Genomic DNA, 24,686 nt, shown 5'->3' with positions numbered 1-24,686 from the left:
CTTTTGGCTTGAATCGCGTTGATGAATGTAACGATATATTTCAGGGGAAGCATGTGACTTTCAAAGGAGGTTTCGATGAAATCTGCACACCTGGTTTGCCTGCTCGTTTGCCTGATTTTCGCTGCGTTTGTTCACGCGCAGGAGAAGAGCGCTCCGGAGAAAGAGGCCCAGATAAAACAGCAGGTCCTGAAAGATGTGAAGAAAACCTGTACCCCGCAGAAAAAGCAGAGCGATAAGGCCTGGCAGGCGATGATTTTGTCGTCTGAGGCCAATCAGCTGCTGATCAAAAACGCCATCACCGCCGTGAAGCGTGACAACCTGGACGCCTACTGGGATGCAGTAAGTCAGGTGGATTGTATGGAAGATTACTGAGGGTTGAGCGCCGGGTGGCGCTGCGCTTACCCGGCCTACATCACACGTTTAACGCTTCCGCACATCCGGAATAATCAAATCCCCGCGCAGAACGTAGGACCCGAGCATCTGCGTTTTCTCTGTCAGCCAGCTCACGATGCGCGCCGCCATGGCGTCCATGGAATACTCAATGGCCGGGATCACCGGAATACCCGGCAGATGCAGCGAACCGCCGAGGCTGAAAACCATGATGTCTTCCGGTACCGATTTATTAAACGCCTGTAACTGCGGGATCACCCGCTGGGCTTCCTGCTCATCCGCCACCAGCAGCGCGTTGAAGTTCAGCGTGGACGCGTTGTTGAGTAATTCCTGAAGCGCAACGGACGATGAAGTCGCGTCCATAAACACGAGGTTGCGATTAAAGGGCAGGAAGTTTTTCTCCAGCGCGTGTTTGTAGCCCAGCAGCACCTGATCGGCAAAACCGCTGCCGTGCGGGTGGATCAGCGCTATCTGGCGACGCCCCTGGCTGGTGAGATAGTTACAGGCCGTTTCAGCCGCGAACGCGTGATCGAACTGAATGCTGTTGGCGTTATCGGCTTCCATACAGTCGACCAGAATCACGTTGTCCATGTCCACGTCCAGCGGGAAACGCGCGCCAATCACCAGAATGTCATCACATAAGCCGCAGGAGAGTTCTTCAAGGGCGTTCATCACTTCTGTTTTTGTGTGTGCAAAACGCAGCAGCAGATGTTTTTGATGCTGGCTGAGGTGTTTTTCCAGCGCGTACAGGTAACCGGTGGTCTGGTTAATGTTTTCCTGCGCACAAATCACCCCAATGCAGCCCGTCGACTGGCTGAGCAGCGACTGGGCGATCACGTTGGGACGATAGTTCAGCTCATCCACCGCTTTCAGAACAGCCTGGCGGCTGGCTTCTTTAACGCCACGCGACCCGCTCAACACCCGTGATACCGTGGCTTTGGACACCCCGGCCAGACGCGATACATCGTTGATTGTAGACATCTCTCTCCCCTGTCAGACGCAACTGGCGTCTGTAATTTCCATCACCGCTACGGCTCACATTATAGCCAGAACGGAGTATATCCGTTTCCGTTTTCCATGGAAACCGATTTTCCGTTTCCACTCAATTTGATGCCAAAACAGCCAAATTATGTGACCCACATCCGGTTAATTAGCCTCATAAGTATTGGATCTTGATGGTTATCACACTTCTGTCTTTTATAAATGGAAACCGGTTTCCGTATCATGTCCAATCATCCTCGCAATAACTTTTTACATTTTGAGGATGGTTGTCGATGTTCAAGATTATGCTGTGCTGCTCTGCCGGGATGTCCACCAGCCTGCTGGTCAGCAAAATGATCGATGTTGCAAAAGAACGGGGCTTGCCCGTGAAGATAGATGCGTATGGCGTATCCGAATTTGATACGCAGTTTCCGCACTATCAGGTGGTGCTTCTCGGACCGCAAGTGAAATACATGTTAAAGACGCTCTCAGACAAGGCAGCGACGCAAGGCATTCCGGTGCAGCCCATCGACATGATGGATTACGGCATGCAGCGTGGCGATAAAGTACTGGACTATGCTCTGTCGCTCATCGAAGCGGCACACTAAAAGGTGTTCACATGAGTTCGTTATATCAATCCATGGTCGCGGTGATTGAGCAGTCAATTACGCCGCTGGCCGCGAAGCTCGGTCAGCAAAAGTATGTGATTGCCATCCGCGACGGCTTTACCGCTGCGCTGCCGTTTATGATCATCGGCTCGTTTATGCTGGTGTTTATCTTCCCGCCGTTTTCGGCGGATACCACCAACAGCTTCGCCCGCGGCTGGCTGGATTTCTCCGAGACCTACCGCGAACAGCTGATGCTGCCGTTTAACCTCAGCATGGGCGTGATGACCTTCTTCATCTCGGTGGGGATTGGGGCAAGCCTGGGGCGTCAGTTTAACCTCGATCCGGTGATGTCCGGCCTGCTGGCCTTTATGGCCTTCCTGCTGGTCGCCGCGCCCTATGCCGATGGCAAAATTTCGACCCAGTATCTCTCCGGTCAGGGGATCTTCACTGCGCTTATCACCGCGATCTACTCCACTCGCGTCTATGCGTGGCTGAAACAGAACAACGTCACCATCCGCCTGCCGAAGGAAGTGCCGACCGGCGTGGCGCGTTCGTTTGAGATCCTGATCCCGGTGATGGTGGTGATCGGAACGCTGCACCCGCTGAACCTGTTCATTGAAGCGCAGACCGGGATGATCATCCCGCAGGCGATTATGCACCTGCTGGAGCCGCTGGTGTCGGCGTCTGACTCGCTGCCCGCCATTCTGCTCTCCGTGCTGCTGTGCCAGATCTTCTGGTTCGCTGGTATCCACGGGTCGCTGATTGTCACCGGCATCATGAACCCGTTCTGGATGGCGAACCTCTCTGCAAACCAGGCGGCGCTGGCGGCGGGCGCGGCGCTGCCGCACGTTTATCTGCAAGGTTTCTGGGATCACTACCTGCTGATTGGCGGCGTAGGCTCCACCCTGCCGCTGGCGTTCCTGCTGCTGCGTAGCCGCGTTACCCACCTGCGCACCATCGGCAAAATGGGCGTGGTGCCAAGCTTCTTTAACATCAACGAACCGATTCTGTTCGGCGCACCGATCATCATGAACCCGATGCTGTTTATCCCGTTCGTGTTTGTTCCGCTGGTCAACGCCTGCCTGGCGTACGGCGCAACCAAACTCGGCTGGCTGGCTCAGGTGGTTTCGTTAACCCCGTGGACCACGCCCGCGCCGATTGGCGCCTCGTGGGCGGCGAACTGGGCGCTGAGCCCGGTGGTGATGTGCCTGGTCTGCATGGTGATGTCCGCCCTGATGTACCTGCCGTTCCTGCGCGCCTATGAGCGTACGCTCATCAAAAATGAAGAGCAGAAAGCCCAGGCAACCGTCGGCACCGCTGAAACAGTCAGCAATTAAGTCAAAGAGGAAGGGTCATGAAATACGCATTTCCCGATAACTTCTGGTGGGGCAGCGCAAGCTCCGCTCTCCAGACGGAAGGGGCAAGAGAGGGCGAAACCACGTGGGATTACTGGTTTGCCCGCGAGCCGAACCGTTTTCACAACGGCGTGGGGCCGCAGCACACCTCCACGTTTTATCAGCACTGGAAAACGGACATTCAGCTGTTAAAGCAGCTGAACCACAACAGCTTTCGCACCTCGATTAGCTGGGCGCGCCTGATCCCCGACGGTATCGGTGAAGTGAGCCCGGACGCGGTCGATTTTTACAATCAGGTCATTGATGAGCTAAACGAGCAGGGTATCACGCCGTTTATCACCCTGTTCCATTTCGACATGCCGATGGCGATGCAGGAGATTGGCGGCTGGGAAAACCGTGACGTGGTGGACGCGTACGCCCGCTATGCGCAGATTTGCTTCGAGCTGTTCGGCGACCGCGTGCTGCACTGGTTTACCTTCAACGAGCCGATTGTTCCGGTGGAAGGCGGTTATCTGTACGACTTCCACTACCCGAACGTGGTGGATTTTCGTCGGGCAGCCACCGTGGCGTATCACACCGTGCTGGCCCACGCGAAGGCCGTTCAGGCTTACCGCGCCGGACACTACGCGGGTGAGATCGGCATCGTGCTCAACCTGACGCCGTCGTACCCGCGCTCCCGGAACCCGGCGGACGTGAAGGCGGCGCACATAGCGGATCTGATGTTTAACCGCAGCTTCCTCGACCCGGTGCTGCGCGGGGAGTATCCGGCGGACCTGGTGGCATTGCTGAAATCTTACGATCAGCTGCCCGCCTGCAAGCCGGAAGACGGTTTCCTGATTGCGGAAGGGAAAATCGACCTGCTCGGCGTTAACTACTATCAGCCGCGTCGCGTGAAGTGTCGCGACAGCGCGGTGAACCCGCAGGCGCCGTTTATGCCGGAGTGGTTCTTTGATAATTACGAGATGCCGGGCCGTAAGATGAACCCGTACCGCGGCTGGGAAATCTACGCGCCGGGTATTTACGATATTCTGGTTAACCTGCGCGATAATTACGGCAACCCTCGCTGCTTTATTTCGGAAAACGGCATGGGCGTCGAAAACGAGCAGCGCTTTATTGAAAATGGCCAGATTAACGATCAATACCGCATCGATTTTATTTATGAGCATTTATCGTGGCTGCACAAAGGTATTAGCGAAGGCTGCAATTGCCTTGGCTATCATATGTGGACGTTTATTGATAACTGGTCGTGGTGTAACGCGTATAAAAATCGCTACGGTTTTATTCAGCTCGATGTAGAGACGCAGCAGCGCACCATTAAAAAAAGCGGAGAGTGGTTTGCCGCCACCGCCTTAAATAATAGTTTTGATAAAGAGTAATGATGATGATCGCACTAGAAGAAGCCGTAATGGAAATTATCGTCAACGCCGGCCAGTCCCGCAGCCTGTGCTTTGAAGCCCTGCACGCGGCGCGTCAGGGCAACCTTGACGAGGCCAAAAGCCTGCTGCGCGAAGCCGACGGCTACGCACGCCAGGCGCACAAGATGCAGACCAAACTGATCGAGCAGGATGCGGGCGAAGCCCGCCAGCCGATGACCTTAATTATGGTGCACGCCCAGGATCATTTAATGAATTCCTTATTAGCGCGCGAGTTATCCGAAGAAATTATTCATTTATATCAGAGATAATCTATGGCGAAATAATTACTGTAATACCTCTGTACCATAAATAGAGATCCACTTGTTCTGATGATAGCGACATACTCTGTCAGATCGGAGCGGGATGGTTATTGTCTGAATAAAATTAAACTATATTGAGATAACCATGAATACGATTAAAAAACTTCCATTAACCATGGCGGTTATCGCCGCGCTTTGCCCAATTTCCGTGCTCGCACAGGAATTTACGCAGGAGCAAATCGACGCCATTGTGGCAAAAGCGGTGGATAAAGCCCTGGCAGAACGTCAGGCCAAAATGGACGCGGCGGTCGCGAAAAAAGCGGACGTGGTGACCGAGCCGCAGAGCGCGGCGCAATCTCCGGATATGGCGATCCCGTTCGGGGTTAAATTTACCGGCTACGCCCGCTACGGCGCGCACTTCCAGGCTGCCGATCAGAAATACGTGGCGGTGGACGGCTCCTACAACGGCGCGTCCGCTATTGGTCGTCTGGGTAACGAAGGCAACGGCGGCGAGTTCCAGCTCTCTAAAGCCTTCAAGGGCGAAAACGGCGCCATCTGGGACATCAACGTGATGATCGACCACTGGGGCGACGAAGTTAACCTCAAGAAAGCCTACGCCGGCGTGACCAACATTATGGCCTCCAACCCGAACGCCTACTTCTGGGCGGGTCGCGACTTCCACCAGCGCCCGCAGCAGGGCATCAACGATTACTTCTGGATGAACCACGACGGTCAGGGCGCCGGGGTGAAGAACTTCGACATCGGCGGCGTGCAGTTTGACGTGGCCACCGTGGCGGCAGTGGAATCCTGTAGCCCGGAAGTGATGGAAGACGAAGCGAACCCGTCGCGCATCACCTGTACCGGCGGGTCCGGCACGGGCGACAAAGGCAACTACGCCGCGACGTCTAAAATCCACGGTATGAAGCTCGGTCCGCTGGATCTGGAGCTGTACGCCAACTACGGCTTTGACTCGAAAGCGGTGGAGAGCGACGAACGTCTGAACGCCTGGCAGGGCGGCATGGTGCTGAGCCACACCAACGACAGCGGCGTGAACAAGGTGATTGCCCGCTACTCCGATAACGCGGACAACAGCGTGTTCAACAAAACCGAGGATCTGACCACAGTCTACGCCAGCTTCGAAGGGCTGTACAAATTCACCCAGGCGACGCAGGTGGAGTACCTCCTCGCCTTCCACGACTACGACAACAGCCGCGATAAGACCGACAACCGCAAGAACTACAACGCCATCGTGCGCCCGATGCACTGGTGGAACGACGTTCACTCCACCTGGCTGGAAGCGGGCTGGCAGCACGTGGATTACGACAACGGCGGCGACAACAAGGGCTGGAAGCTGACCCTGTCGCAGAACATGTCTATCGCCATGGGGCCGGAGTTCCGTCCGATGCTGCGCTTCTACGTGACCGGCGGCAAGGTGGATAACGAACGTACCGCGCGCGTGAACAACACCAAAGATGAAACGCTGGACGACTTCAACGTCGGCGCGATGTGGGAGGCGTGGTTCTAGTAGAGCGTCGTTTGTTTCGCCCGGCGGCGCTGCGCTTGCACGGGCCTACAAGGTTTTGTAGGCCGGGTAAGCGTAGCGCCACCCGGCAAGATCCCATGTTATGCTACAAAAAAACCAACATAACAGGGGAGAACATGGGTTCCACACGCAAAGGGATGCTCAACGTCCTGATCGCCGCCGTTTTATGGGGCAGTTCCGGGGTTTGCGCGCAGTACATCATGGAGAAAAGCCACATCTCTTCGCCTTACCTGACCATGGTTCGTCTGCTGTTTACCGGCGTGATCCTGCTGACGCTCTCCTTCATTCACGGCGACAAGATTTTCTCGGTCGTCAAAAACCGTAAAGACGCCCTCAGCCTGCTGTTTTTCTCGCTGGCTGGCGCGCTTACCGTGCAGCTCACCTTCCTGCTGACAATTGAAAAATCCAACGCCGCGACGGCCACCGTGCTCCAGTTTCTGTCGCCGACCATTATCGTGGCATGGTTTGCGCTGGCGCGGAAAACGCGTCCCGGCATATTTGTCTTATCCGCGATTTTCACGTCGCTTGTGGGTACCTTCCTGCTGGTAACCCACGGCGACCCGACGTCGCTCTCCATCTCGCCGGCCGCGCTGTTCTTCGGTATCGCCTCGGCGTTTGCCGCGGCGTTTTATACGACGTACCCGTCGACGCTTATCGCCCGCTACGGCACGCTGCCGATTGTCGGCTGGAGTATGTTGATTGCGGGACTAATGCTGACGCCGTTCTACGCCGGACGCGGCACCACCTTCGTGATCGACGGCGGCCTGCTGCTGGCGTTTTTCTACCTGGTGGTGATTGGCACCGCGCTGACGTTCAGCCTGTATCTGAAAGGCGCACAGATGATCGGCGGGCCGAAGGCGAGCATTCTGAGCTGCGCCGAGCCGCTGAGCAGCGCGCTGCTGTCGGTGGTGTTGCTGGGGGTGGCATTCACCCTGCCGGACTGGCTGGGGACGCTGCTGATTGTGTCGTCGGTGGTGTTGATTTCGATGGATTCGCGTAGAAGGGTTAAGGCATCGGCGTAGCCTGATGCCCTCACCCCAACCCTCTCCCACGGGAGAGGGAGAAAAGCACTACTTCGCCTTAACCTTCCCCGCCACCAGCAGCGCGGTCAGCAGCATCAGCGTGCCGGAAATTACCAGCGGCGAGGTCAGCCCCAGATGGTCGAGCGCTACGCCGCCCACCGCCGCGCCGCAGGTATTCGCCAGCTGGATCACCGCCACCTGAATCGACCCGGCTTTTTCCGCCTGATCGGCAAGCGAGCGGGTGATCCACGTCGACCAGCCCACCGGCACCAGCGCAAAGGCAAAGCCCCAGATAATCGCGATCGCCGAAGCCACCCACTTATCGCTGCCCCACAGCACCAGCACTGCGGCGCTGATCGCCAGCACCAGCGGGGCACCCGCCAGCGCGACCTTCAGGGAGCGCTTCAGGAACTGGGACGACAGCGAGGTGCCGACAAAACTGGCGATCCCGAAGCTCAGGAGCACCAGCGTCAGGCCGTCCACGTCAAAGCCCGCCATGGTCATATACACCGGGCGGATATAGGTGAAGAAAGCAAACTGCCCGGCAAAGGCCATGAAGATGGCGGTCATCCCCGCCAGCACGCCGGGGCGCTTCAGCAGCGCGAACATGTTCTGTTTGTGGTGCGCCGCTTCCCCCGGAAGGGACGGCAGCGCCTTCCACACCCAGATTATGCACAGCACGCCCATCACCGCCGCCGCGTTAAAGACGTTGCGCCAGCCGATAATTCCACCGAGGAAACTGCCCAGCGGCGCGGCGATCACCAGCGCGATCGAGACCGCACCGAAGATAACGGACAAGGCTTTTGGCACCGTACGCGCGGGCACCAGGCGCATGGTCAGCGAGGCGGACATCGCCCAGAAGCCGCCTAATCCCAGCCCCAGGCAGGCACGGCCGAGCAGCAGCAGGGTGAAGCTTTCAGCGAAAGAGACCAGCAGGCAGGAGAGCGTCAGCAGCACGCTGAACAGAATGACCACCTTGCGGCGGTCGATGGTGCCGATCGCCTGGGTGATAAACAGGCTGGCGAACATCGCCACAAACGCGGTGACGGTCACCGACTGCCCCGCCACGCCCTCGGAAATGCCCAGATCCTGCGCCATCGGCGTCAGCAGGCTCACCGGCAGGAACTCGACGGTGATCAGGCAGGCGACGCAAAACGCCACGGAGAAAACCGCCGACCAGTTGGGGCGTGAAACCTCTTTGGCCTGCGGTGTAGTCGTGGGCTGGGTATGTTCTGTCATGGCATCACCTGAAGATAAAAACGTGCGGAAAAGTCGCGCAGTTTATCATCAAAAGTGTGACGAATTTAACGTTTCGACAACTTTTGTCGTTTTTTAATGCCGGGCGGCGCTTTGCTTACCGGGCCTACGGGCTTTTAGGCCCGGTAAGCAAAGCGCCACCGGGCAAAATTACCCGCGAGCCTTAAGAGCGGCATTCGCCAACCCGACAATCCACTCCTGATGCCCGTTAATCATTGGGTTCGGCACCGTGCGCGCTAATTCCTGCGCCGGCACGCCTTTCTGCGACTCCTGAGTCAGAATGCGCACGCGGTTTCCCGGCAGGTCTTCAAACAGCCAGGCGTGGATCACGTCCAGACGCGAATTCGCATCCCCTTCTACCCAGCCGTGCCACGCGATACGCGCGGCTTCGCCCTCCACGGGCGGAACATACTCCGTCACCTGCGCTTCAACCGGGAAGCCGAAGGTGGTGAAGCGGAAGCGGGCGTTGGCGCTCAGCGCCGGGCCGCTGCCGTCGTGAAAACGGATATCTTCGGCGTTGCTGTAGTAGTTCGGCCACAGGGTGGTGTCGTTGAGCTGCGCCCAAATCTCTTTTGCGCTCAGCCCGGCGACGATGATTTCGTTGGAGGCAAAGTTATCGGTGGTGCCGGGCAGGTAGTCGTTCGGCCAGATAATGGCGGATTGTTTCATGGTTCACCTCATCGGTTAGTTGATAAGGTGATGGTGCGCCTGCGGGTGATATAAATCTAATGACGATGCTTTATACTCTTCATCACGTTTTGTGATATCAGTGCAGGTAAAACACGCCCTCTTCCGGCAGGAAAAGCTGGTTGTAGCGCAGCTGGAAGGCGTTGAACTCCTGCGGGTCTGGCTCTATCTCGCGCATAAAGCCGAGCGCGAGGCGGATTTGCGCGTCGGTGATCGGCGCGGCCAGACGGGCTTTACGCAGCATGCGGTGCCAGGTATGCAGATTCTCTTCGCTGGCGTCGACGATGCAGACCTGCCAGATAAGCAGCACCTGAGCGGCATTTAGCAGATGCGCCTCGTCGGGGCGTTCAATATAGCGGATAAACTCATTGCCCGGCGTTTTACCGAACTGGTCAATCATCGACTCGACCGGCATCGGGGTGATCCCCAGCCGCTCGCTTAAACGTTTGATGGCGCGGCGGGAGTCTGAGGTCAGGACACGAAATCCAACCACAAACACCACGGCAAGCGTTGCCAGCATTATCCAGACCATGCGTTCTCCTTAGACTAGCCGCCCATCATAGCGGGAAACGCAGTGCGTCAACAGCGGGCAGCGCCATAATAGTAAACGGAAAAGAGGTGGAAAAACGTCATGAAAGCGGATCTGCGCACGCTGGATCTTAACCTGCTGAAAACGCTGGATGCCCTGCTGGACGAACGCAGCGTCACCCGCGCGGCGGCGCGTCTTGCCCTGACCCAACCAGCGGTAAGCGGCATGCTTAACCGCCTGCGGGATTACTTTGAAGACCCGCTGTTTATCCGCGCGCCGCACGGCATCGTGCCTACCACCCGGGCGGAAGCGATGGCGGCTCCCGTCAAACGCATTCTGGCAGATATCGACGAGCTGCTTCAGCCGATCGCCTTTGATCCGCTCACCGCAACGTTCACCTTCACGCTTGCCGCGACCGACTACGCCCTGCGCGCGGTCGTCGTGCCGTTTATCGCTGCGCTTAAGGTGCAGGCGCCGGGGATTCGCGTGCGCGTGGTACCTGTGGAATCCGACCGTCTGGTCAGCCAGCTCGAACAAGGCTCTGTCGACGTGGCGCTGATCACCCCGCACACCACGCCAGATGAGCTTCACAGCCGGGCGCTTTATGATGAACGGTACGTTTGCATGATGCGTGCCGACCATCCGGATGCCGGACAGCCCATGACGTTAGACCGGTTTTGCGCCCTGGAGCATGTGCTGGTCTCTTACGAGGGCGACGGTTTTCGCGGCGTAACGGATGGCGCGCTGGAGAAAACTGGCCGAACGCGGCATGTTGGCTTATCGGTGAGTAACTTTTTAGTCCTGCCGGACGTGCTGGCCCTCAGCGATATGATTGCCGTTGTGCCATCACGCATAGCGGAAAAGCAGACGGGGATGTTCGTCTGCGAGACGCCGGTTCCCGTGCCCGGTTTTACCAAAAGCATGGCCTGGCACGGCAGAACGCACCGCAACCTCGCGCAGGCGTGGCTGCGCGGGCTGTTGCTGGAGACCAGTCAGCGCGCCTGAAGCCCTTTCAGCAGCGCCTCGTGGAAGCGGGCAGGATCCTGCATCTGCGGCGCGTGGCCCATGTCGTTAAATTCAACCAGCGTCGCGTGCGGAATGCGCTTCGCCGTCTCTTTACCCAGCACCGCGTAATTGCCGAGCGTCTTGCGGATCTCCGGTGGGGCGAGATCTTTCCCGATGGCGGTGTTGTCCTTCGTGCCGATCATCAATAATACCGGCATCTTCAGCTCGTTAAATTCATAGACGACCGGCTGGGTATAAATCATGTCGTAGAGCAGCGCCGAGTTCCACGCCACGCGCGCTTTGCCCGGCCCGTTGTTCAGCCCGGCGAGCATGGTGACCCAGCGCTCGTACTCCGGCTTCCACTCCCCGGCGTAGTAGGTGTTTTTCTCGTACTGACGAATGCCGTCGGCGCTGACTTTCAACTCGCGCTGGTACCACTGGTCGACCGTAATATGCGGCACGCCGCGCGCTTTCCAGTCTTCAAGCCCTATTGGGTTCACCATCACCAGCTGCTCCACCTGCTGCGGCCACATCAGCGCGTAGCGGGTCGCCAGCATGCCGCCGGTCGAATGGCCGATGACCGTCACGCGATCGACGCCCAGCGTTTTCAGCAGCGCGTGGGTGTTATCCGCCAGCTGCTGGAAGGTGTACTGATAATGCTCCGGCTTGGTGGATTTGCAGAAGCCGATCTGGTCGGGTGCGATCACGCGATACCCGCTGGCTGAAAGCGCGCGGATCGTGCCGTCCCAGGTGCCAGCGCAGAAGTTTTTGCCGTGCATCAGCACCACGGTGCGGCCGTTGGGTTTTTCCGGCTTCACGTCCAGGTAAGCCGTATCCAGAGGCTGGTTCTGCGAGGTAAAGGTAAAGTGTTTTACCGGCCAGCCGTAGTCAAAACCTCCCAGCTTCTCACCGTAGGTGGGGGCATCCGCGGCCATTGCGGGGGAGGCCAGCGCCATCAGCAGCGCCAGGCAGGACAATCGTCGGGTCAACATGCAAGCTCTCCGTTAGCAAAAAGGGCTAAGGCTGCACGAAAGGCGGCAGCAAAAAAACTGTAGAGCATGGAGAGGGGCGGGTGTGTAAAGCGGGGTAAAGGTAAAAGGCAGGCCGTGAAAAATAAAAAAGCCCGGCATCACACACCGGGCAAAGAAGTTACCTGCACACTCAGGCTACTTTTAATTTCTGCGCACGATTCTCGCGGCGGATCTTACGCTCTTCCAGCACCGCAACCATCGCCATCAGGACGATACAGCCAATCGCTGCCGCATCCAGCGCGGCAAAGGTGCCCGCCCAGCCGGTGAGGCCGAAAATTGGCGTGCCGTCGGCGATCATGCCCAGACCGAGCTTGGCGAAGCTGTCGCCGATCAGGTAAGCGAAGGTGCCCTTAATCCCATCGGCTGCGCCGATCGCTTTTTTCGGCACAAAGCCAACCGCCGCCACGCCGATCAGCAGTTGCGGACCGAACACCAGGAAGCCGAGCGCAAACAGCGACGCCAGGTAAACGTACTGGTTGCTGGCGTGCTGGTAAACGCCGAGCGTGGCGATAATCAGCGCCAGCGCGACGCAGGCCACCAGCGCGCGACGGCCATTGGCGAGGTCCGAGAGCCAGCCCCACAGCAGGGTACCGACCAGCGCGCCTACTTCGAACAGGGTGAAGCCCTGAATCGCCACCTCTTTCGAGAGCTTCAGCTCCTGGAAGGCATACACGGTGGACCACTGGTCGATACCGATACGCACCACGTACAGGAAGATGTTCGAGAAGCAGAGCAGCCAGATCACTTTGTTTTTCAGCACGTACTCAACAAAGATCTGCCATTTGGACATCTCGTTTTCTTCGGTCTCTTTGTCCTCCTCGCTGATCTCCTCCCCGAACAGCTCTTCAGCTTTGCCGAGGCCGTAGGATTCCGGGGAATCGCTGCCGTAGCGCAGGCCGATAAAGCCGACAATCAGGGCGATAATCGACGGGAAGATAAACATGCCAATCACGTGGCCGTCGAACAGGTAGTTCGCACCGAACAGCGCCACGCCGGCCGCGCCCGCTCCGCCGAGGTTGTGGGAGATGTTCCACATGCCGAGGTACGAACCCCGCTTGCGGCGCGGCGTCCATTTGGTGATGGTGGAGTAGCTGCACGACCCGCCGGTGCTCTGGAAGAAACCGCTCAGGGCGTAGAAGGCGATCATCAGGAACAGGCTGACGGAGCCCGCGCCCATGCTGGCGCTAAAGCCGAGCATACAGATGGCGGAGAGGATCAGCATAAACGGCAGGAACTGCTTGGTATTTTTGCCGTCCGCGTAGTAGGACACAACCGTTTTCCCCACGCCGTAGGTGATGGAGAAGCCCAGGCCAATCATCCCCAGCTGCGTCATGCTCAGCCCGTAGGTTGAGATCATGTCGTTCTGCGCGATGTTAAAGTTTTTGCGGATCAGGTACATGGTCAGGTAGCCGATGAAGACCACCAGATAGGACTGCATGAACGGTTTGAACCACATCTTGCGCCGCACGTCGAGCGGCAGATCCAGGGTCGGCTTGCGCACCTGATTTAAGAAGGCCAGCATGACTGAGTTACTCCTGAGCTGATTTTTGCAGCATTGTAAAAACCAGCCAGGAGAGATGCCTGAGACAGCGTCCAGGTGAAACCGGGAAAATTTCTTAGTTTTGCGCGTCTCGGCAGCAAAAGGTGAGGCGCGTCACGCTTCGCGCGGTGCCTGCGCGTGCAAAAACGGCAGCAACAGCAGGGCGGAGATGCCCGCCGCGATGGCGATCACCGCGAAGAACCCGCTCCAGTGCCAGACGTCGATCACCCGCGCCAGCGGCCAGCCGGAGAGCGATGCGCCAAGGTAGGCAAACAGCCCGACAAAGCCCGTCGCCGCGCCTGCCGCCTCTTTGTGGGAACACTCCGCCGCCGCCATGCCGATCAGCATCTGCGGGCCAAAGACGAAGAAGCCGATGGTGAAGAAGCACGCCGCCTGCATCACGTAGCTGGCGAACGGCATCAACCACAGCGACCCGACGGAGAGCAAAATCCCGGCGGCAAAAATCAGGTTCATCGGACCGCGGTTGCCGTTGAACAGCTTGTCCGAGCCCCAGCCCGCCACCAGCGCGCCGATAAACCCGCCCAGTTCAAACATGGTCACCGCCGAGTTGGCGGTCACCAGATCCACGCCGAGCGTCTCGGACATGTACAGATTGCCCCAGTCGTTGATGGCCGCACGCACCACGTAGACCAGCACGTAGCAGAGCGACAGCAGCCAGATGTACGGGTTTTTCAGCACGTATTTGGTGAGGATCTCCTGGCGGGACAGCCCGGCGCCTTCCTGCTGCTGGGCGATCTCCATCTCGTCGTGCCGCCAGTCGCCCACCGCTGGCAGGCCGACGGTTTGCGGCCTGTCGCGCAGGCGCCAGCAGAGGAACAGCCCGGCGACAATCGCGAGGCCACCGGCAATCATCATCCCCGCGCGCCAGCCGTAGTGCAGCGCCGCCGCGCCGACCACCATCGGGATCAGCGCCCCGCCGACGTTATGCGCGGTGTTCCATATCGCCCACCAGCCGCCGCGCTCGTTGCGTGAGTACCAGGCGGTGAGCAGGCGGGCGCAGACCGGCGCGCCCCAGCCCTGGAAAAAGGCGTTCAGCGCCCACAGCAGGGCAAAGGCCCATAGCGACGTCGAGAAGCCAAACAGGATGTTCACCACCCCGGTGGCGATCAGCCCGACGCCCATAAAATAACGCGCGTTCGAGCGGTCGCTGACGATGCCGGAGAAGAACTTCGACAGGCCGTAGGTGATGTAAAACAGCGTCGCCAGCAGGCCGATATCGGTGCGCGTCATCACGCCGCTGGCGAGGATTTCCGGTGCGGCGGCGTTGAAGCTTTTGCGGGTGAAATAGAACAGCGCGTAGCCGAGCCAGATGGTAATCAGGATATGGCGACGCCAGTAGCGGTAGCGGGCATCGATTTCCGCTTTGTTGCTTAGCGGGGCGGCGCTGGCGGGGGTTTTAAACATGGTGCGTCCTTAACGGCAAACTGACGCTGACGCGCGTCCCGTGGGTGCAGGAGATCGTCAGCGTGCCGCCCAGCGCCTTTACGCGCTCGCGCATGCCCGCCAGGCCAAACCCCTGCTGGCCGGAGCCCGGCGGCAGGCCGCAGCCGTCGTCTTCAATCACCAGCATCAGGCGCTCGTCCTGCTGCCAGCCCTGGATCGTTACCGCGCTGGCGCTGGCGTGTTTGACGATGTTGTTCAGCCCTTCCTGGCAGACGCGGAAAAGTGTCACGCGCTGGCCTTCGCTCAGGGTAGCTTCATTGATGCGCCAGTCGAGATGGCTGACAATCCCGCGGCTCTCCAGCTCCATCTCGCGCATCAGAGAGCGTATTGCCTGCTCGAGCGAGAGATCGTCAAGCTGGCGCGGGCGCAGCCGCCCTAACAGGCGACGAACGGAATCATAGACGCCCAGCGAAAGCTGTTCGATATGCGCCCCGCCCTGCTGCACGCCCGCATTTTCTGCCGCCAGGCGCTGGACAATGCCCGCCTGGGTGCGGATGGCGGTGATCGTCTGGCCGATATCATCGTGCAGCTCGCGGGCGACCTCCTGCCGCACGCTCTCTTCCGTCTCCAGCAGACGCTCCGCCAGACGGCGGTTGCGCGCCAGCTCGGCTTGCAGGGACTGATTCAGCTCGCGCAGGCGCTGTATGCCCGCGCCGAGCAGCAGCCCGGTCAGGCTCTGAGCCAGCAGCGAGAGCAGCAGATCTACCGGGTGATCGTGCCAGGTCTGGCTGGCAATCAGCGCGATGGCGTTCATCAGCGTGGCGATCAATGCGCCCTGCCAACCGTAATGCCAGGCCAGGGCGATGATCGGCAGCGCCAGACAAAACGGCGTGAAGCGTGATAATTCAGCGGGCAGACCAAGCTGCAACCACAGGCTCACCACAAACAGCAGCAGATACCAGATGAGGTGCCGGGCGCGCCAGTTCACCGGCTGGGAGACCAGCGCCGGGCCGAGCGGCTGCCAGACGGTGCTGGTAAGGTAATGCCAGAAAACCAGGCAGGTCGGGGCCAGCGTCAGGCCGCCGGTGAGGGTCAGCAGCAGGGCGTTGAGCCCCTCCTTTTCACCCACCCACGGCAGGGACTGCAACAGCGCGGCTGCAATCAGCGCCGCACCCTGACGCAGCAGCGTGCGCCAGTCGCGCTGGTGACGGTAGCGGGAAATCAGGGCGACCGGGATAAGCGTGAGCAGGCTTCCGGTCATCAATAAAGGCAGATGCGCCAACGCCACTTCCTGCGCCAGCCAGATCAGCATCAGCCACTCTGCGCCCAGCAGCACCGGCCAGTAGCCGCGCGGGCATTGCAGCATTAGCCCCAGCCGCAGGCCAAAGGGGAACAGCAGCACCGCCAGCTCCGGGCGCTCGACAAGATGCAGGCTGATACTCCACAGACAGAACCACGCGGCGGAGAAGATGAAAAAGCTGGCAACAACGGCGATCAGCCGCGAAAACAGGGAGTTCATTGCCAGCAGTCAAACATACGGCGCGCCAGCTCGACATCGTTACTGACGTTGAGTTTTTCCATCAGGTTGGCGCGATGAACGTGAACGGTCTTTGGCGACAGCCCCAGCTCTACGGCAATCTCTTTCACCGACATGCCCTGGGCAAGTTTCTCTGCCACCTGGCGCTCGCGTCTGGTGAGCGGATCCTGCCGTCCCGCCGCCAGCTTGATGGCAATATCCGGCGTCAGGTAGCAGCCGCCGGTGGAGACGGTACGCACGGCGGCAATCAGCTCGTCCGGGCTACAGCGTTTAGAGAGAAACCCGCGCGCCCCCGCGTTGAGCGCCTGCTCGACCAGCGCCGGGCTGTCGTGGACCGAGAGCATGATCGTCGCCATTCCTTTCGGCAGCTGGCTTAACAGCTCCAGCCCAGAGAGGTCCGGCATAGAGATATCGCAGATACAGACCTGTACCCCGCGTCCCGGCAGGCCCGCCAGCGCCTCGCGTCCTGAGCCAAACTCGGCCACGACCTGAAAATCCGGTTCGAGGTTTAAAAGCTGGGCAAAGCCGGAGCGAACGATAAGGTGGTCGTCGATAAGGGCGATGGTGGTCATGGTTTGATCCTGATGCGTGAACGCGCCGGATGGCGGCGCAAACGCCTTATCCGGCCTACGTGTAACGTCCTTGTAGGCCGGATAAGCGCAGCGCCATCCGGCAAAAGCCTCTTACCTTAAGGGATTTACTCAAAAAACACCGCAATTTTGTTAAACATGGTGGGATCGGACTGGTTGCGTGCCACTTTGGTGACGTCCTCCAGCTTGTCGATCTGCGCCATCATCTGCTCCAGACGCTGATCGTCATTGACCAGTAGCCAGATGCGGCTGTGCTCGCTGCCCTGAATCGGCAGGCACAGAATGCCTTCCACGTTAAACGCGCGGCGAGCGAATAGCCCACAGACGTGGGTCATGACGCCTGGGTGGTTGCGGACGGTGAGTTCCAGAATGACGTTATCACATTGTTTCTGCATGGCTTATTCCCCCACCATCTCAGTATTGGCCGCACCCGGCGGCACCATCGGATACACTTTTTGTTCAGGGTCGATACGCACGTGGATCAGCGCCGGGCCAGGGCGAGAAATCGCATCCTGCAACGCCGCGTGGGCATCTTCTTCGGCGTTCAGATCGCAGGTGTGCAGGCCAAAACCAGCGGCAATCTGCATAAAGTTGATCATCCCCGGATAGGTCGCCGCAAACACGCCCTGCTTGTAGAACAGGCTCTGCTGCTGGTGCACCAGACCCAGCGCCTCGTTGTTCATCAGAATGATTTTGACGTCTAACTGGTTTTCGGCCGCCGTCGCCATCTCCTGAATATTCATCATCAGGCTGCCGTCACCGGAGAAGCAGATCACCTTGCGGTCCGGGTTGGCGAGCGCCGCGCCAACCGCTGCTGGCAGGCCGAAGCCCATGGTGCCAAGGCCGCCGGAGGTCAGCCACTGACGCGGGCGGTTCAGCGGATACGCCTGGGCGGTCCACATCTGATGCTGGCCGACGTCGGTGGTGATAATCGCGCTGTCATCCACGCAGGCGGCAACGGCGTTGATAAGACCATAGTGGCTCAGCGGGTCGCTCTCGGTTGGGATAGCGCCCGGGAACTCCCGTTGCAGATCGGCCACCAGCTGGCGCCAGTCGGCGCGGTCGGTTGCCTCCGTCTGCGGGATCAGCTGCGCCAGCACCTCGGCCACGTCGCCCTGGATCGCCACGTGCGGCTGCTTGATTTTACCCAACTCGGCGCGGTCGATATCCACGTGAATGATTTTGGCGTTCGGGCAGAACTGCTCGGTTTTGCCAATCGCCCGGTCATCAAAACGCGCCCCCATAACTATCAGCAAATCCGCCTCTTGCAGGATGTAGTTGGTGCTGCGCGCGCCGTGCATGCCCAGCATGCCGAGAGAGAGCGGGTGCGCTTTTGGCAGCATACCCAGCGCCATCAGGGTCATGGTGGTGGGCAAATTAGCTTTTTCAGCGAACTGGCGGATTTCATCCGCGGCGTTGATCGTCCCGCCGCCCAGATAGAGCACCGGGCGTTTGGCGGCGTTGATCATCGCCGCCGCATCGCGCACGCTCTCAGCGCTGAATTCCGGCGCGGGGGCACGGTCACCCGGCTCCGGCAGAACGTCGATCTCAATTTCTGCGGTCTGGACATCCTTAGGAATGTCTATCCACACCGGGCCCGGGCGGCCAGACTGCGCAATGCGGAACGCATCGCTGATAACCTGAGGCAGCTCGCTGATATCGCGAACTAAATAGTTATGTTTGGTGATGGGGATAGAGATGCCGTAGGTGTCGACTTCCTGGAACGCATCGGTGCCGATCATCGAGGACGGTACCTGGCCGGTAATGCAGATCAGCGGGATGGAGTCGAGGCGCGCGTCGGCGATGGCGGTCACCAGGTTAGTGGCGCCCGGCCCGCTACAGGCCATACAGACCGCCGGTTTACCCTGGGTACGCGCCATGCCCTGGGCGATAAAGCCTGCGCCCTGCTCGTGGCGCGCCAGCACGTGGCGGATCTGTGTGCTTTGGCTTAACGCATCATACAGCGGCAGTACGGTCCCACCCGGGATGCCCGCAACGGTGGTGATGCCCTGTCGTTCCAGTAAATGAACAATCAGCTGCGCGCCTGTAAAACGCGTCTTGGTGGATGTTGTGCCCGAACTTGCCATGCTCCAGTCCTTTTCTTCTGAGCCAGCCTTCCGGGGAGGGTCCTAAACGAAAAACCCCGCCCGGTTTGCGCCGGCGGGGTTTTGGATTCGTGTGTTGATCCAGTCCCTACGGCGCATTGCCGACGACCACCACCACACGCACGACGACCACTGCGGCAGGTTGCGCAGTTTTTAGTAGGGTCGAAGTGAAGATGGATGAAGTCATTGGGGACCTGTGTTTGGAATCATTGATTGAATTTATACAAACACAGGTTTTCGGATGTGACAATGGAAATATTTTCATCTGCGCAAAAATGCGTCAGGGATCACGTTTTGTTTGTTGGGTGGTGACACTCAATAAAGGGTTTTTACTCACTCAATAAATAACGCAGGTGATACCCCAAATCTGGCCGCCAGCTTTTTGATATGGTTCAGAGTAAGCTGTCTCTGACCATTCAGAACCCGTGAAACCATCGATTTACTACCAATTTCATCCTTAAAATCCGATATCGTCAGATTGTATTGATCCATCAAGGTTCTTAAAACTGCAATTCCAACGGGAACGGACTCCATCTCCTTGCGTAATGCGACTATCTCTGGCCGATTAGCTTCGAAATGGCTAATTCTGGCGCACACAATATCCAGCAAGGGGCTATTGGGCTCGTTCATAAGGAGATACTCAACCAGCTCAAGCGCATCCTTATAATCTTTCTCGCTCGGCTGTTCACCCAGTAAAGGAACGGCCGCAACAAGGGCGTGCGTAGCTTTCATTGCATCAGCGACGATCATCATTTCTTCCCCTTAGTGCGATGTTTCTCCGTAAAACGGTCATATTCCTTATGAGTAAAAACATGGCGCACATAAAACTTTTGGCTTTCAAAGAAGATGAGAGCCACTACTCTGAGATTGTTATTTGCAATATCAATAACATAATGCTTATCAAGATACTTGAAGTTATCCAGCGTTGGGAAAGTTTTCTCAGTGCAGCGGGCGTCGGGCAGTGGCTCTTTTCAATAACTCGTCCTAAAAAGAGAAGCTCTTCTCTGTGTTGCGGGAACTGGCTTACCGCATCCAAAATTGCCTTCATTGAGATTAAATGCATCCTGCTTGCCTGCCGCGTCCATTGCCATTATGGCAACGATAACACCTATTGCCAATAAGTCAACGAAGGAGACTATTTTCACTTCGTCAGAAAACAAAAAACCCCGCCTAAGCGAGGTTTTTATCAGGGTTTTGCGGTTGGTTGCCGCAGAACACACTGTGTTACGTCAACGCGAAAAGTATACGCGATCGAAGACGAACGCGCAATTCCGGCACGGATTTTGACGTTTTTGAGTATGGATCGCCTTCCAAATTTTGTCCATAAAATACTGTTCATACATACAGTATTTATCTATACTGAGGGTGTTCGCAGTGAGCGAGGGGGCCGCAGTTTACCGGCGCAACGAAGTCCTGGCTGAAACGGGTGGTGCCGTCAGTGCCTTAACCCCTGAAGTGAGCACACTGTGTTACGTCAATCCAGGTGCTGGCCACAGGCGGCGGAAAGGTACGCCAGCATCGTGCTCCTTTTAACCAAAAGGAGACGCGTATGAGCGTCGTGGATATGGTCATACTTGTCCTCAAACTCATTGTTGCTGTATTGCAACTGCTTGATGCTGTCCTGAAATACGTTCGGTGATTCAGGTTCAAGTCGCACCTGAGAGGGGCGGGCAACCGCCCCTCTTTAATAACGAGGGAATGCTATGTCGCGTCTGTTAATTGAGCCTGTCACGCCCGATGAACCCGGGTATATCGCCCTGAAGGCGGAGAGTATCGCGTTGAATTTCAATATGCTGCGCAGGCTGGAAGAGAACTGGCAGCGGGGTGAAAACCGCTTTAACGCGCCGGGTGAAAAACTGCTGGGGGCGTTTCTTAACGGCAGGCTGGTGGGCGTGTGCGGCCTTAATCGCGATCCGTTCAGCCAGCAGCCGCGCGCCGGACGTATTCGTCATCTCTACGTCAGCGAGAAGTGCCGTGGGCAGGGCATAGGCAAACAGCTTTTGACCGTGGTGATGGCGGATGCCAGCATCTGGTTTGATTTTCTTAATACCCATGCGCCGGAAACCGCGTACGGATTTTACCATCGGGCGGGCTTCAGGCTGGTGTCAGACGAACCCCGGGTGACGCACCGCCTTTTTTGCGCAGTGTAAGCGGCTGGCAGCATCGACGGGTGAATGTTACAGTTGGATGACATTTCACCAACCGATACGCCATGACCATCACCGTTTTCTGCATTTTACTGTTCGCCGCACTGCTGCATGCCAGCTGGAACGCCATCGTTAAAGCCGGAACGGATAAACTCTACTCGGCGATCGGAGTCAGCGGTTCAGCCGCGCTTATTGCCCTGATTTTACTGCCCTTCTCTCCTCAGCCAACTGCCGCAAGCTGGCCATATTTGTTCGTCTCCTGTGCGTTACAGGTGGTGTACACCGTGCTGGTAGCGAAGACCTATCAGGTCTCCGACATGAGCCAGACCTACCCCCTTATGCGCGGGACGGCCCCTCTGCTGGTGGCGCTGATCAGCGTACTGGTGCTCGGGGATCATCTCTCCTGGCTTGCCTGGTCCGGCATTGGGGTCATTTGTCTTTCGATTCTGGCCATGGCGATGAACGGCCGCATGCAGTCACGCAAGGGGATCTGGCTGGCGCTGCTGAACGCCTGTTTTATCGCCGGGTATACCCTGGTGGACGGCACCGGTGTGCGACTCTCGGACACTGCGCTGGGCTATACGCTCTGGACCTTCTTCATGAACGGTTTCTGCCTGCTGAGCTGGGCAATGGTGGCGCGGCGTCGCGAAGCGTCCAGCTACCTGCGCCTGCACTGGAAAAAAGGGCTGCTCGGCGGCGTCGGGACGATGGGATCTTACGGTCTGGCACTCTGGGCGATGACTCAGGCACCGCTGGCTGTGGTCGCGGCACTGCGTGAAACCTCTATTCTCTTCGGCGCATTAATCGCATTTGTGCTTTTAAAAGAGAAGGTTGCCGGCCTGCGCATCGCGGCTGCACTGGGTATTGCTGCCGGTGCGGTCCTGCTGCGCCTGGCGTAATTCACTGGCAACATTAGTTGCCAATCTTGTTTACAAATCCTGCCTTCACGCCTTCTGTCATTCATCACAGTAATGCTTAAATTGTCATCTCTCTGTGGTAGATTCCTCGCGCATTTATGGGAATGAGTAGTCACTTATTCTTTATTTATCTCTTTTGGCAAAAGTATTCAGCGACATGAAAAAGCAACGGAACGTGAACTTATTGTTGATGCTGGTGTTACTGGTGGCCGTCGGGCAGATGGCACAAACCATCTACATTCCGGCGATTGCCGATATGGCAAAAGACCTGAGCGTCCGCGAAGGTGCAGTCCAGAGCGTGATGGCAGCCTATCTGCTGACCTATGGCGTTTCACAGCTGGTTTATGGTCCCCTGTCCGATCGCGTCGGGCGTCGTCCGGTTATTCTGGTGGGCATGAGCATTTTCATGGTAGCGACGGTGATTGCCATTACCACTCACAGCCTCACCGTCCTGATTGCCGCCAGCGCCCTCCAGGGCGTGGGCACCGGCGTCGGCGGGGTTATGGCGCGTACCCTGCCGCGTGATATGTACCATGGCACACAGCTTCGTCACGCCAACAGTCTGTTAAATATGGGTATTCTGGTCAGCCCGCTGCTGGCCCCGCTGATTGGGGGTCTGCTGGACACCGTCTGGTCCTGGCGCGCCTGTTACGCCTTCCTGCTGGTGCTGTGCATTATTGTCACCTTCAGCATGGCGCGCTGGATGCCGGAAACCCGCCCAAAAGACGCGCCGCGCACGAAGCTCATCGCCAGCTACAAAACGCTGTTCGGTAATGGGTCCTTTACCTGTTATCTGTTGATGCTAATCGGCGGCCTGGCGGGCATTGCGGTGTTTGAAGCCTGTTCCGGCGTGCTGCTGGGCGCAGGCCTTGGCCTGAGCAGCATGGTGGTGAGTATTCTGTTTATACTGCCGATCCCGGCGGCGTTCTTCGGCGCATGGTTCGCCGGACGTCCGAACAAGCGTTTCTCCACGCTGATGTGGCAGTCGGTGATCAGCTGTCTGCTGGCCGGGCTGATGATGTGGATCCCGGGGCTGTTTGACGTGATGTCGGTCTGGACGTTGCTCATCCCGGCGGCGCTGTTCTTCTTCGGCGCGGGCATGCTGTTTCCCCTCGCCACCAGCGGCGCGATGGAGCCGTTCCCGTTCCTCGCAGGCACGGCAGGCGCGCTGGTGGGCGGTTTGCAGAACATCGGTTCCGGCGCGCTGGCCTGGCTTTCGGCTATGATGCCGCAGACCGGGCAGGCGAGTTTAGGCTTGCTGATGACCCTGATGGGGCTGCTGATTTTGCTGTGCTGGCTGCCGCTGGCGTCGCGTGTCTCGCATCACGAACAGCCGGTTTAACCGCATGATGGCCCGGCTTCTCGCCGGGCTTTTCACAGACGGGCGCAATCATCGCCTGCAATAGCCGCTCTGGGGCAGGCCGCCACGCCCCCTCTTCCCCGTCATAAAACTGAACATCGGCGTTTATCGCATACGGGATGTTGGCCTGTTGCAGCTCGCACGCCATAAACGTGGCAAACGCCATCTGCGAGGCGGTTGGCGTCAGGCTTTTCGATTCGCCCACCCCCCAGCCGCCAACCCAGCTCACATGCCCGGTTTTTTGTTGCCAGTGCAGCGCGGCGTTGATTCGGTTACGGATAGCCGCTTTCTCAGCCGCAGTTCCGGACGTCCACGGGTATTTACCGTTCGTTTTCAGCGGGCCCCAGGGGAAAATATGCCACTCCGCCAGCAGGTAATTCTGGCTGTGCGCGGGCAGCTTCAGGCTGGATAAATCCTCCGGCGCGGCGCGCAGACGAGGGGCGATAAAAATCATGCGGCTGGCATCAATGGCATGAATGTCTTTGATCGCTTTCTCATACACCCGGTTGAGCGAAGCAATGTTGTGGTTGAGCTTGTCCGCCGGTTCGTAGATCAGGTCAAAGCCCAGCAACGGCGAGCGCTGACCAAAATAGTGCGCCACGGCAATCCACCAGTTAATCACCTCTTTTTCGGTATCCGCTTTCGGGTCGTTTTTATATTCATCGGCCTGATAAGCGATGATGGGGATGACGCCGTATTGCTCGCAGGCCTCCACCAGCTTACGCAGGTGAATCAGCCGCGCTTCCGTCGGTTCGCCCGCCACCCGAATACGGACATGGTGTATGCCTTTCGCCTGAAAATCACGGACCACCAGCGGGTCGAACTCGCGGATACCGCGCTCGGTGCGTGCCCAGTCGACATCCATTCCGACGCCCAGCATTTGCGCGTAACGGGCAGCCGTCAGCGGCGGCTCAGCGGCAATCGCCCAGCCGGAAGAGAGTAAGATCGCAGTGGCAATAAAAGGCTTTAACACGGTTTACCCTGGATAAATCAAAAGCATTAC

25 protein-coding genes and 2 pseudogenes are annotated in these 24,686 nt (G+C 58.2%); 12 read left to right on the top strand and 15 right to left on the bottom strand.

Going from position 1 to position 24,686, the window contains the following annotated elements:
• Positions 1 to 75 precede the first annotated feature (75 nt).
• Positions 76 to 372 carry a YicS family protein gene (locus ACOTY5_RS18085; protein WP_003861030.1) on the top strand — a complete coding sequence of 99 codons (297 nt, stop codon included), beginning with the start codon at positions 76 to 78 and terminating at the stop codon, positions 370 to 372.
• Positions 373 to 420: 48 nt separating this feature from the next.
• Here the strand turns inward: ACOTY5_RS18085 and ACOTY5_RS18080 are convergent, their stop codons facing one another.
• On the bottom strand, positions 421 to 1,371 hold the full coding sequence (locus tag ACOTY5_RS18080; RefSeq protein ID WP_003861033.1) for a LacI family DNA-binding transcriptional regulator: 951 nt from the start codon (positions 1,369 to 1,371) through the stop codon (positions 421 to 423).
• A gap of 293 nt (positions 1,372 to 1,664) precedes the next feature.
• Between ACOTY5_RS18080 and ACOTY5_RS18075 the strand changes: the two genes are divergently transcribed.
• The 6 genes from ACOTY5_RS18075 to ACOTY5_RS18050 all read left to right on the top strand — a co-directional run bounded on the left by ACOTY5_RS18075 (position 1,665) and on the right by ACOTY5_RS18050 (position 7,574).
• The gene (locus tag ACOTY5_RS18075) at positions 1,665 to 1,979 is read left to right on the top strand and encodes a PTS sugar transporter subunit IIB (RefSeq protein WP_003861034.1); all 315 of its coding nucleotides are present in this window, start codon (positions 1,665 to 1,667) and stop codon (positions 1,977 to 1,979) included.
• Between the two features lie 11 nt (positions 1,980 to 1,990).
• Positions 1,991 to 3,316 (top strand): PTS cellobiose transporter subunit IIC, encoded by a 1,326-nt coding sequence (locus ACOTY5_RS18070; protein WP_017694004.1) that lies wholly within the window; start codon positions 1,991 to 1,993, stop codon positions 3,314 to 3,316.
• A gap of 17 nt (positions 3,317 to 3,333) precedes the next feature.
• Positions 3,334 to 4,710: a glycoside hydrolase family 1 protein gene (locus ACOTY5_RS18065; protein WP_045141768.1), complete on the top strand. Its 1,377-nt coding sequence runs from the start codon at positions 3,334 to 3,336 to the stop codon at positions 4,708 to 4,710.
• A gap of 5 nt (positions 4,711 to 4,715) precedes the next feature.
• Positions 4,716 to 5,018, top strand: coding sequence for a PTS lactose/cellobiose transporter subunit IIA (locus tag ACOTY5_RS18060; protein ID WP_014168006.1), 303 nt, complete (start codon positions 4,716 to 4,718; stop codon positions 5,016 to 5,018).
• Positions 5,019 to 5,154: 136 nt separating this feature from the next.
• Positions 5,155 to 6,534 carry a carbohydrate porin gene (locus ACOTY5_RS18055; protein ID WP_045141769.1) on the top strand — a complete coding sequence of 460 codons (1,380 nt, stop codon included), beginning with the start codon at positions 5,155 to 5,157 and terminating at the stop codon, positions 6,532 to 6,534.
• Positions 6,535 to 6,668: 134 nt separating this feature from the next.
• Entirely contained in the window at positions 6,669 to 7,574 is a 906-nt protein-coding gene (locus tag ACOTY5_RS18050; RefSeq protein WP_045141770.1) for an EamA family transporter, read from the top strand.
• Positions 7,575 to 7,622: 48 nt separating this feature from the next.
• Here the strand turns inward: ACOTY5_RS18050 and nepI are convergent, their stop codons facing one another.
• The 3 genes from nepI to ACOTY5_RS18035 form a co-directional block, all read right to left on the bottom strand.
• A complete protein-coding gene (gene nepI / locus ACOTY5_RS18045) occupies positions 7,623 to 8,813 on the bottom strand; it encodes a purine ribonucleoside efflux pump NepI (protein ID WP_015570108.1) in 1,191 nt (396 codons plus the stop codon).
• Between the two features lie 168 nt (positions 8,814 to 8,981).
• The gene (locus ACOTY5_RS18040; protein ID WP_017694007.1) at positions 8,982 to 9,500 is read right to left on the bottom strand and encodes an SRPBCC domain-containing protein; all 519 of its coding nucleotides are present in this window, start codon (positions 9,498 to 9,500) and stop codon (positions 8,982 to 8,984) included.
• A gap of 97 nt (positions 9,501 to 9,597) precedes the next feature.
• Positions 9,598 to 10,050, bottom strand: coding sequence for a DUF1198 domain-containing protein (locus ACOTY5_RS18035; protein WP_045141771.1), 453 nt, complete (start codon positions 10,048 to 10,050; stop codon positions 9,598 to 9,600).
• Positions 10,051 to 10,149: 99 nt separating this feature from the next.
• On the opposite strand from ACOTY5_RS18035, the gene ACOTY5_RS18030 reads away from it, so the two are divergent.
• Complete coding sequence (locus ACOTY5_RS18030) at positions 10,150 to 11,052, top strand: LysR family transcriptional regulator (RefSeq protein WP_015570111.1); 903 nt, start codon at positions 10,150 to 10,152, stop codon at positions 11,050 to 11,052.
• Here the strand turns inward: ACOTY5_RS18030 and ACOTY5_RS18025 are convergent.
• From ACOTY5_RS18025 to ACOTY5_RS17980, 10 genes and pseudogenes are all read right to left on the bottom strand, one after another.
• Complete coding sequence (locus ACOTY5_RS18025; RefSeq protein ID WP_421631988.1) at positions 11,040 to 12,044, bottom strand: alpha/beta fold hydrolase; 1,005 nt, start codon at positions 12,042 to 12,044, stop codon at positions 11,040 to 11,042. The genes ACOTY5_RS18030 and ACOTY5_RS18025 overlap by 13 nt on opposite strands.
• A gap of 169 nt (positions 12,045 to 12,213) precedes the next feature.
• On the bottom strand, positions 12,214 to 13,605 hold the full coding sequence (gene uhpT / locus ACOTY5_RS18020) for a hexose-6-phosphate:phosphate antiporter (protein ID WP_006808805.1): 1,392 nt from the start codon (positions 13,603 to 13,605) through the stop codon (positions 12,214 to 12,216).
• A gap of 132 nt (positions 13,606 to 13,737) precedes the next feature.
• Positions 13,738 to 15,048, bottom strand: a complete 1,311-nt coding sequence (locus ACOTY5_RS18015; RefSeq protein WP_045141773.1) for an MFS transporter — start codon at positions 15,046 to 15,048, stop codon at positions 13,738 to 13,740.
• The gene (gene uhpB / locus ACOTY5_RS18010; RefSeq protein WP_045141774.1) at positions 15,041 to 16,546 is read right to left on the bottom strand and encodes a signal transduction histidine-protein kinase/phosphatase UhpB; all 1,506 of its coding nucleotides are present in this window, start codon (positions 16,544 to 16,546) and stop codon (positions 15,041 to 15,043) included. The genes ACOTY5_RS18015 and uhpB overlap by 8 nt, the downstream gene beginning before the upstream one ends.
• Entirely contained in the window at positions 16,543 to 17,136 is a 594-nt protein-coding gene (gene uhpA, locus ACOTY5_RS18005; protein WP_000207290.1) for a transcriptional regulator UhpA, read from the bottom strand. Before uhpA ends, uhpB begins: the two co-directional genes overlap by 4 nt.
• 125 nt (positions 17,137 to 17,261) lie before the next feature.
• On the bottom strand, positions 17,262 to 17,549 hold the full coding sequence (gene ilvN / locus ACOTY5_RS18000; protein WP_015570113.1) for an acetolactate synthase small subunit: 288 nt from the start codon (positions 17,547 to 17,549) through the stop codon (positions 17,262 to 17,264).
• A 3-nt stretch (positions 17,550 to 17,552) separates the two neighbouring features.
• A complete protein-coding gene (gene ilvB, locus ACOTY5_RS17995) occupies positions 17,553 to 19,241 on the bottom strand; it encodes an acetolactate synthase large subunit (RefSeq protein WP_032672176.1) in 1,689 nt (562 codons plus the stop codon).
• 106 nt (positions 19,242 to 19,347) lie between these two features.
• Complete coding sequence (gene ivbL, locus ACOTY5_RS17990) at positions 19,348 to 19,446, bottom strand: ilvB operon leader peptide IvbL (protein ID WP_057979964.1); 99 nt, start codon at positions 19,444 to 19,446, stop codon at positions 19,348 to 19,350.
• 146 nt (positions 19,447 to 19,592) lie between these two features.
• Positions 19,593 to 20,012, bottom strand: a complete 420-nt coding sequence (locus ACOTY5_RS17985) for a helix-turn-helix domain-containing protein (protein WP_127350921.1) — start codon at positions 20,010 to 20,012, stop codon at positions 19,593 to 19,595.
• A pseudogene (locus tag ACOTY5_RS17980) lies at positions 20,009 to 20,322 on the bottom strand (type II toxin-antitoxin system HigB family toxin). The gene ACOTY5_RS17985 and the pseudogene ACOTY5_RS17980 overlap by 4 nt, the downstream one beginning before the upstream one ends.
• 486 nt (positions 20,323 to 20,808) lie before the next feature.
• Here ACOTY5_RS17980 and tisB point away from each other — a divergent pair.
• The 4 genes from tisB (at position 20,809) to emrD (ending at position 23,665) form a co-directional block, all read left to right on the top strand.
• Positions 20,809 to 20,898 (top strand): type I toxin-antitoxin system toxin TisB, encoded by a 90-nt coding sequence (gene tisB, locus ACOTY5_RS17975; protein ID WP_017383683.1) that lies wholly within the window; start codon positions 20,809 to 20,811, stop codon positions 20,896 to 20,898.
• A gap of 64 nt (positions 20,899 to 20,962) precedes the next feature.
• Positions 20,963 to 21,409 carry a GNAT family N-acetyltransferase gene (locus tag ACOTY5_RS17970; RefSeq protein ID WP_003861064.1) on the top strand — a complete coding sequence of 149 codons (447 nt, stop codon included), beginning with the start codon at positions 20,963 to 20,965 and terminating at the stop codon, positions 21,407 to 21,409.
• Between the two features lie 62 nt (positions 21,410 to 21,471).
• Complete coding sequence (locus ACOTY5_RS17965) at positions 21,472 to 22,305, top strand: DMT family transporter (protein WP_015570117.1); 834 nt, start codon at positions 21,472 to 21,474, stop codon at positions 22,303 to 22,305.
• Positions 22,306 to 22,480: 175 nt separating this feature from the next.
• Positions 22,481 to 23,665, top strand: a complete 1,185-nt coding sequence (gene emrD / locus ACOTY5_RS17960; RefSeq protein ID WP_045141789.1) for a multidrug efflux MFS transporter EmrD — start codon at positions 22,481 to 22,483, stop codon at positions 23,663 to 23,665.
• Here the strand turns inward: emrD and ACOTY5_RS17955 are convergent.
• Positions 23,571 to 24,656: pseudogene (locus ACOTY5_RS17955) on the bottom strand (cellulase family glycosylhydrolase); the annotation flags it as partial. The gene emrD and the pseudogene ACOTY5_RS17955 overlap by 95 nt on opposite strands.
• Positions 24,657 to 24,686 lie beyond the last annotated feature (30 nt).

Origin of the sequence: Enterobacter cloacae complex sp. SHL018 (genome assembly GCF_049237905.1) — a bacterium.
GTDB lineage: Bacteria > Pseudomonadota > Gammaproteobacteria > Enterobacterales > Enterobacteriaceae > Enterobacter > Enterobacter hormaechei_C.
This window is presented reverse-complemented; position numbering and strand designations above follow the sequence as displayed.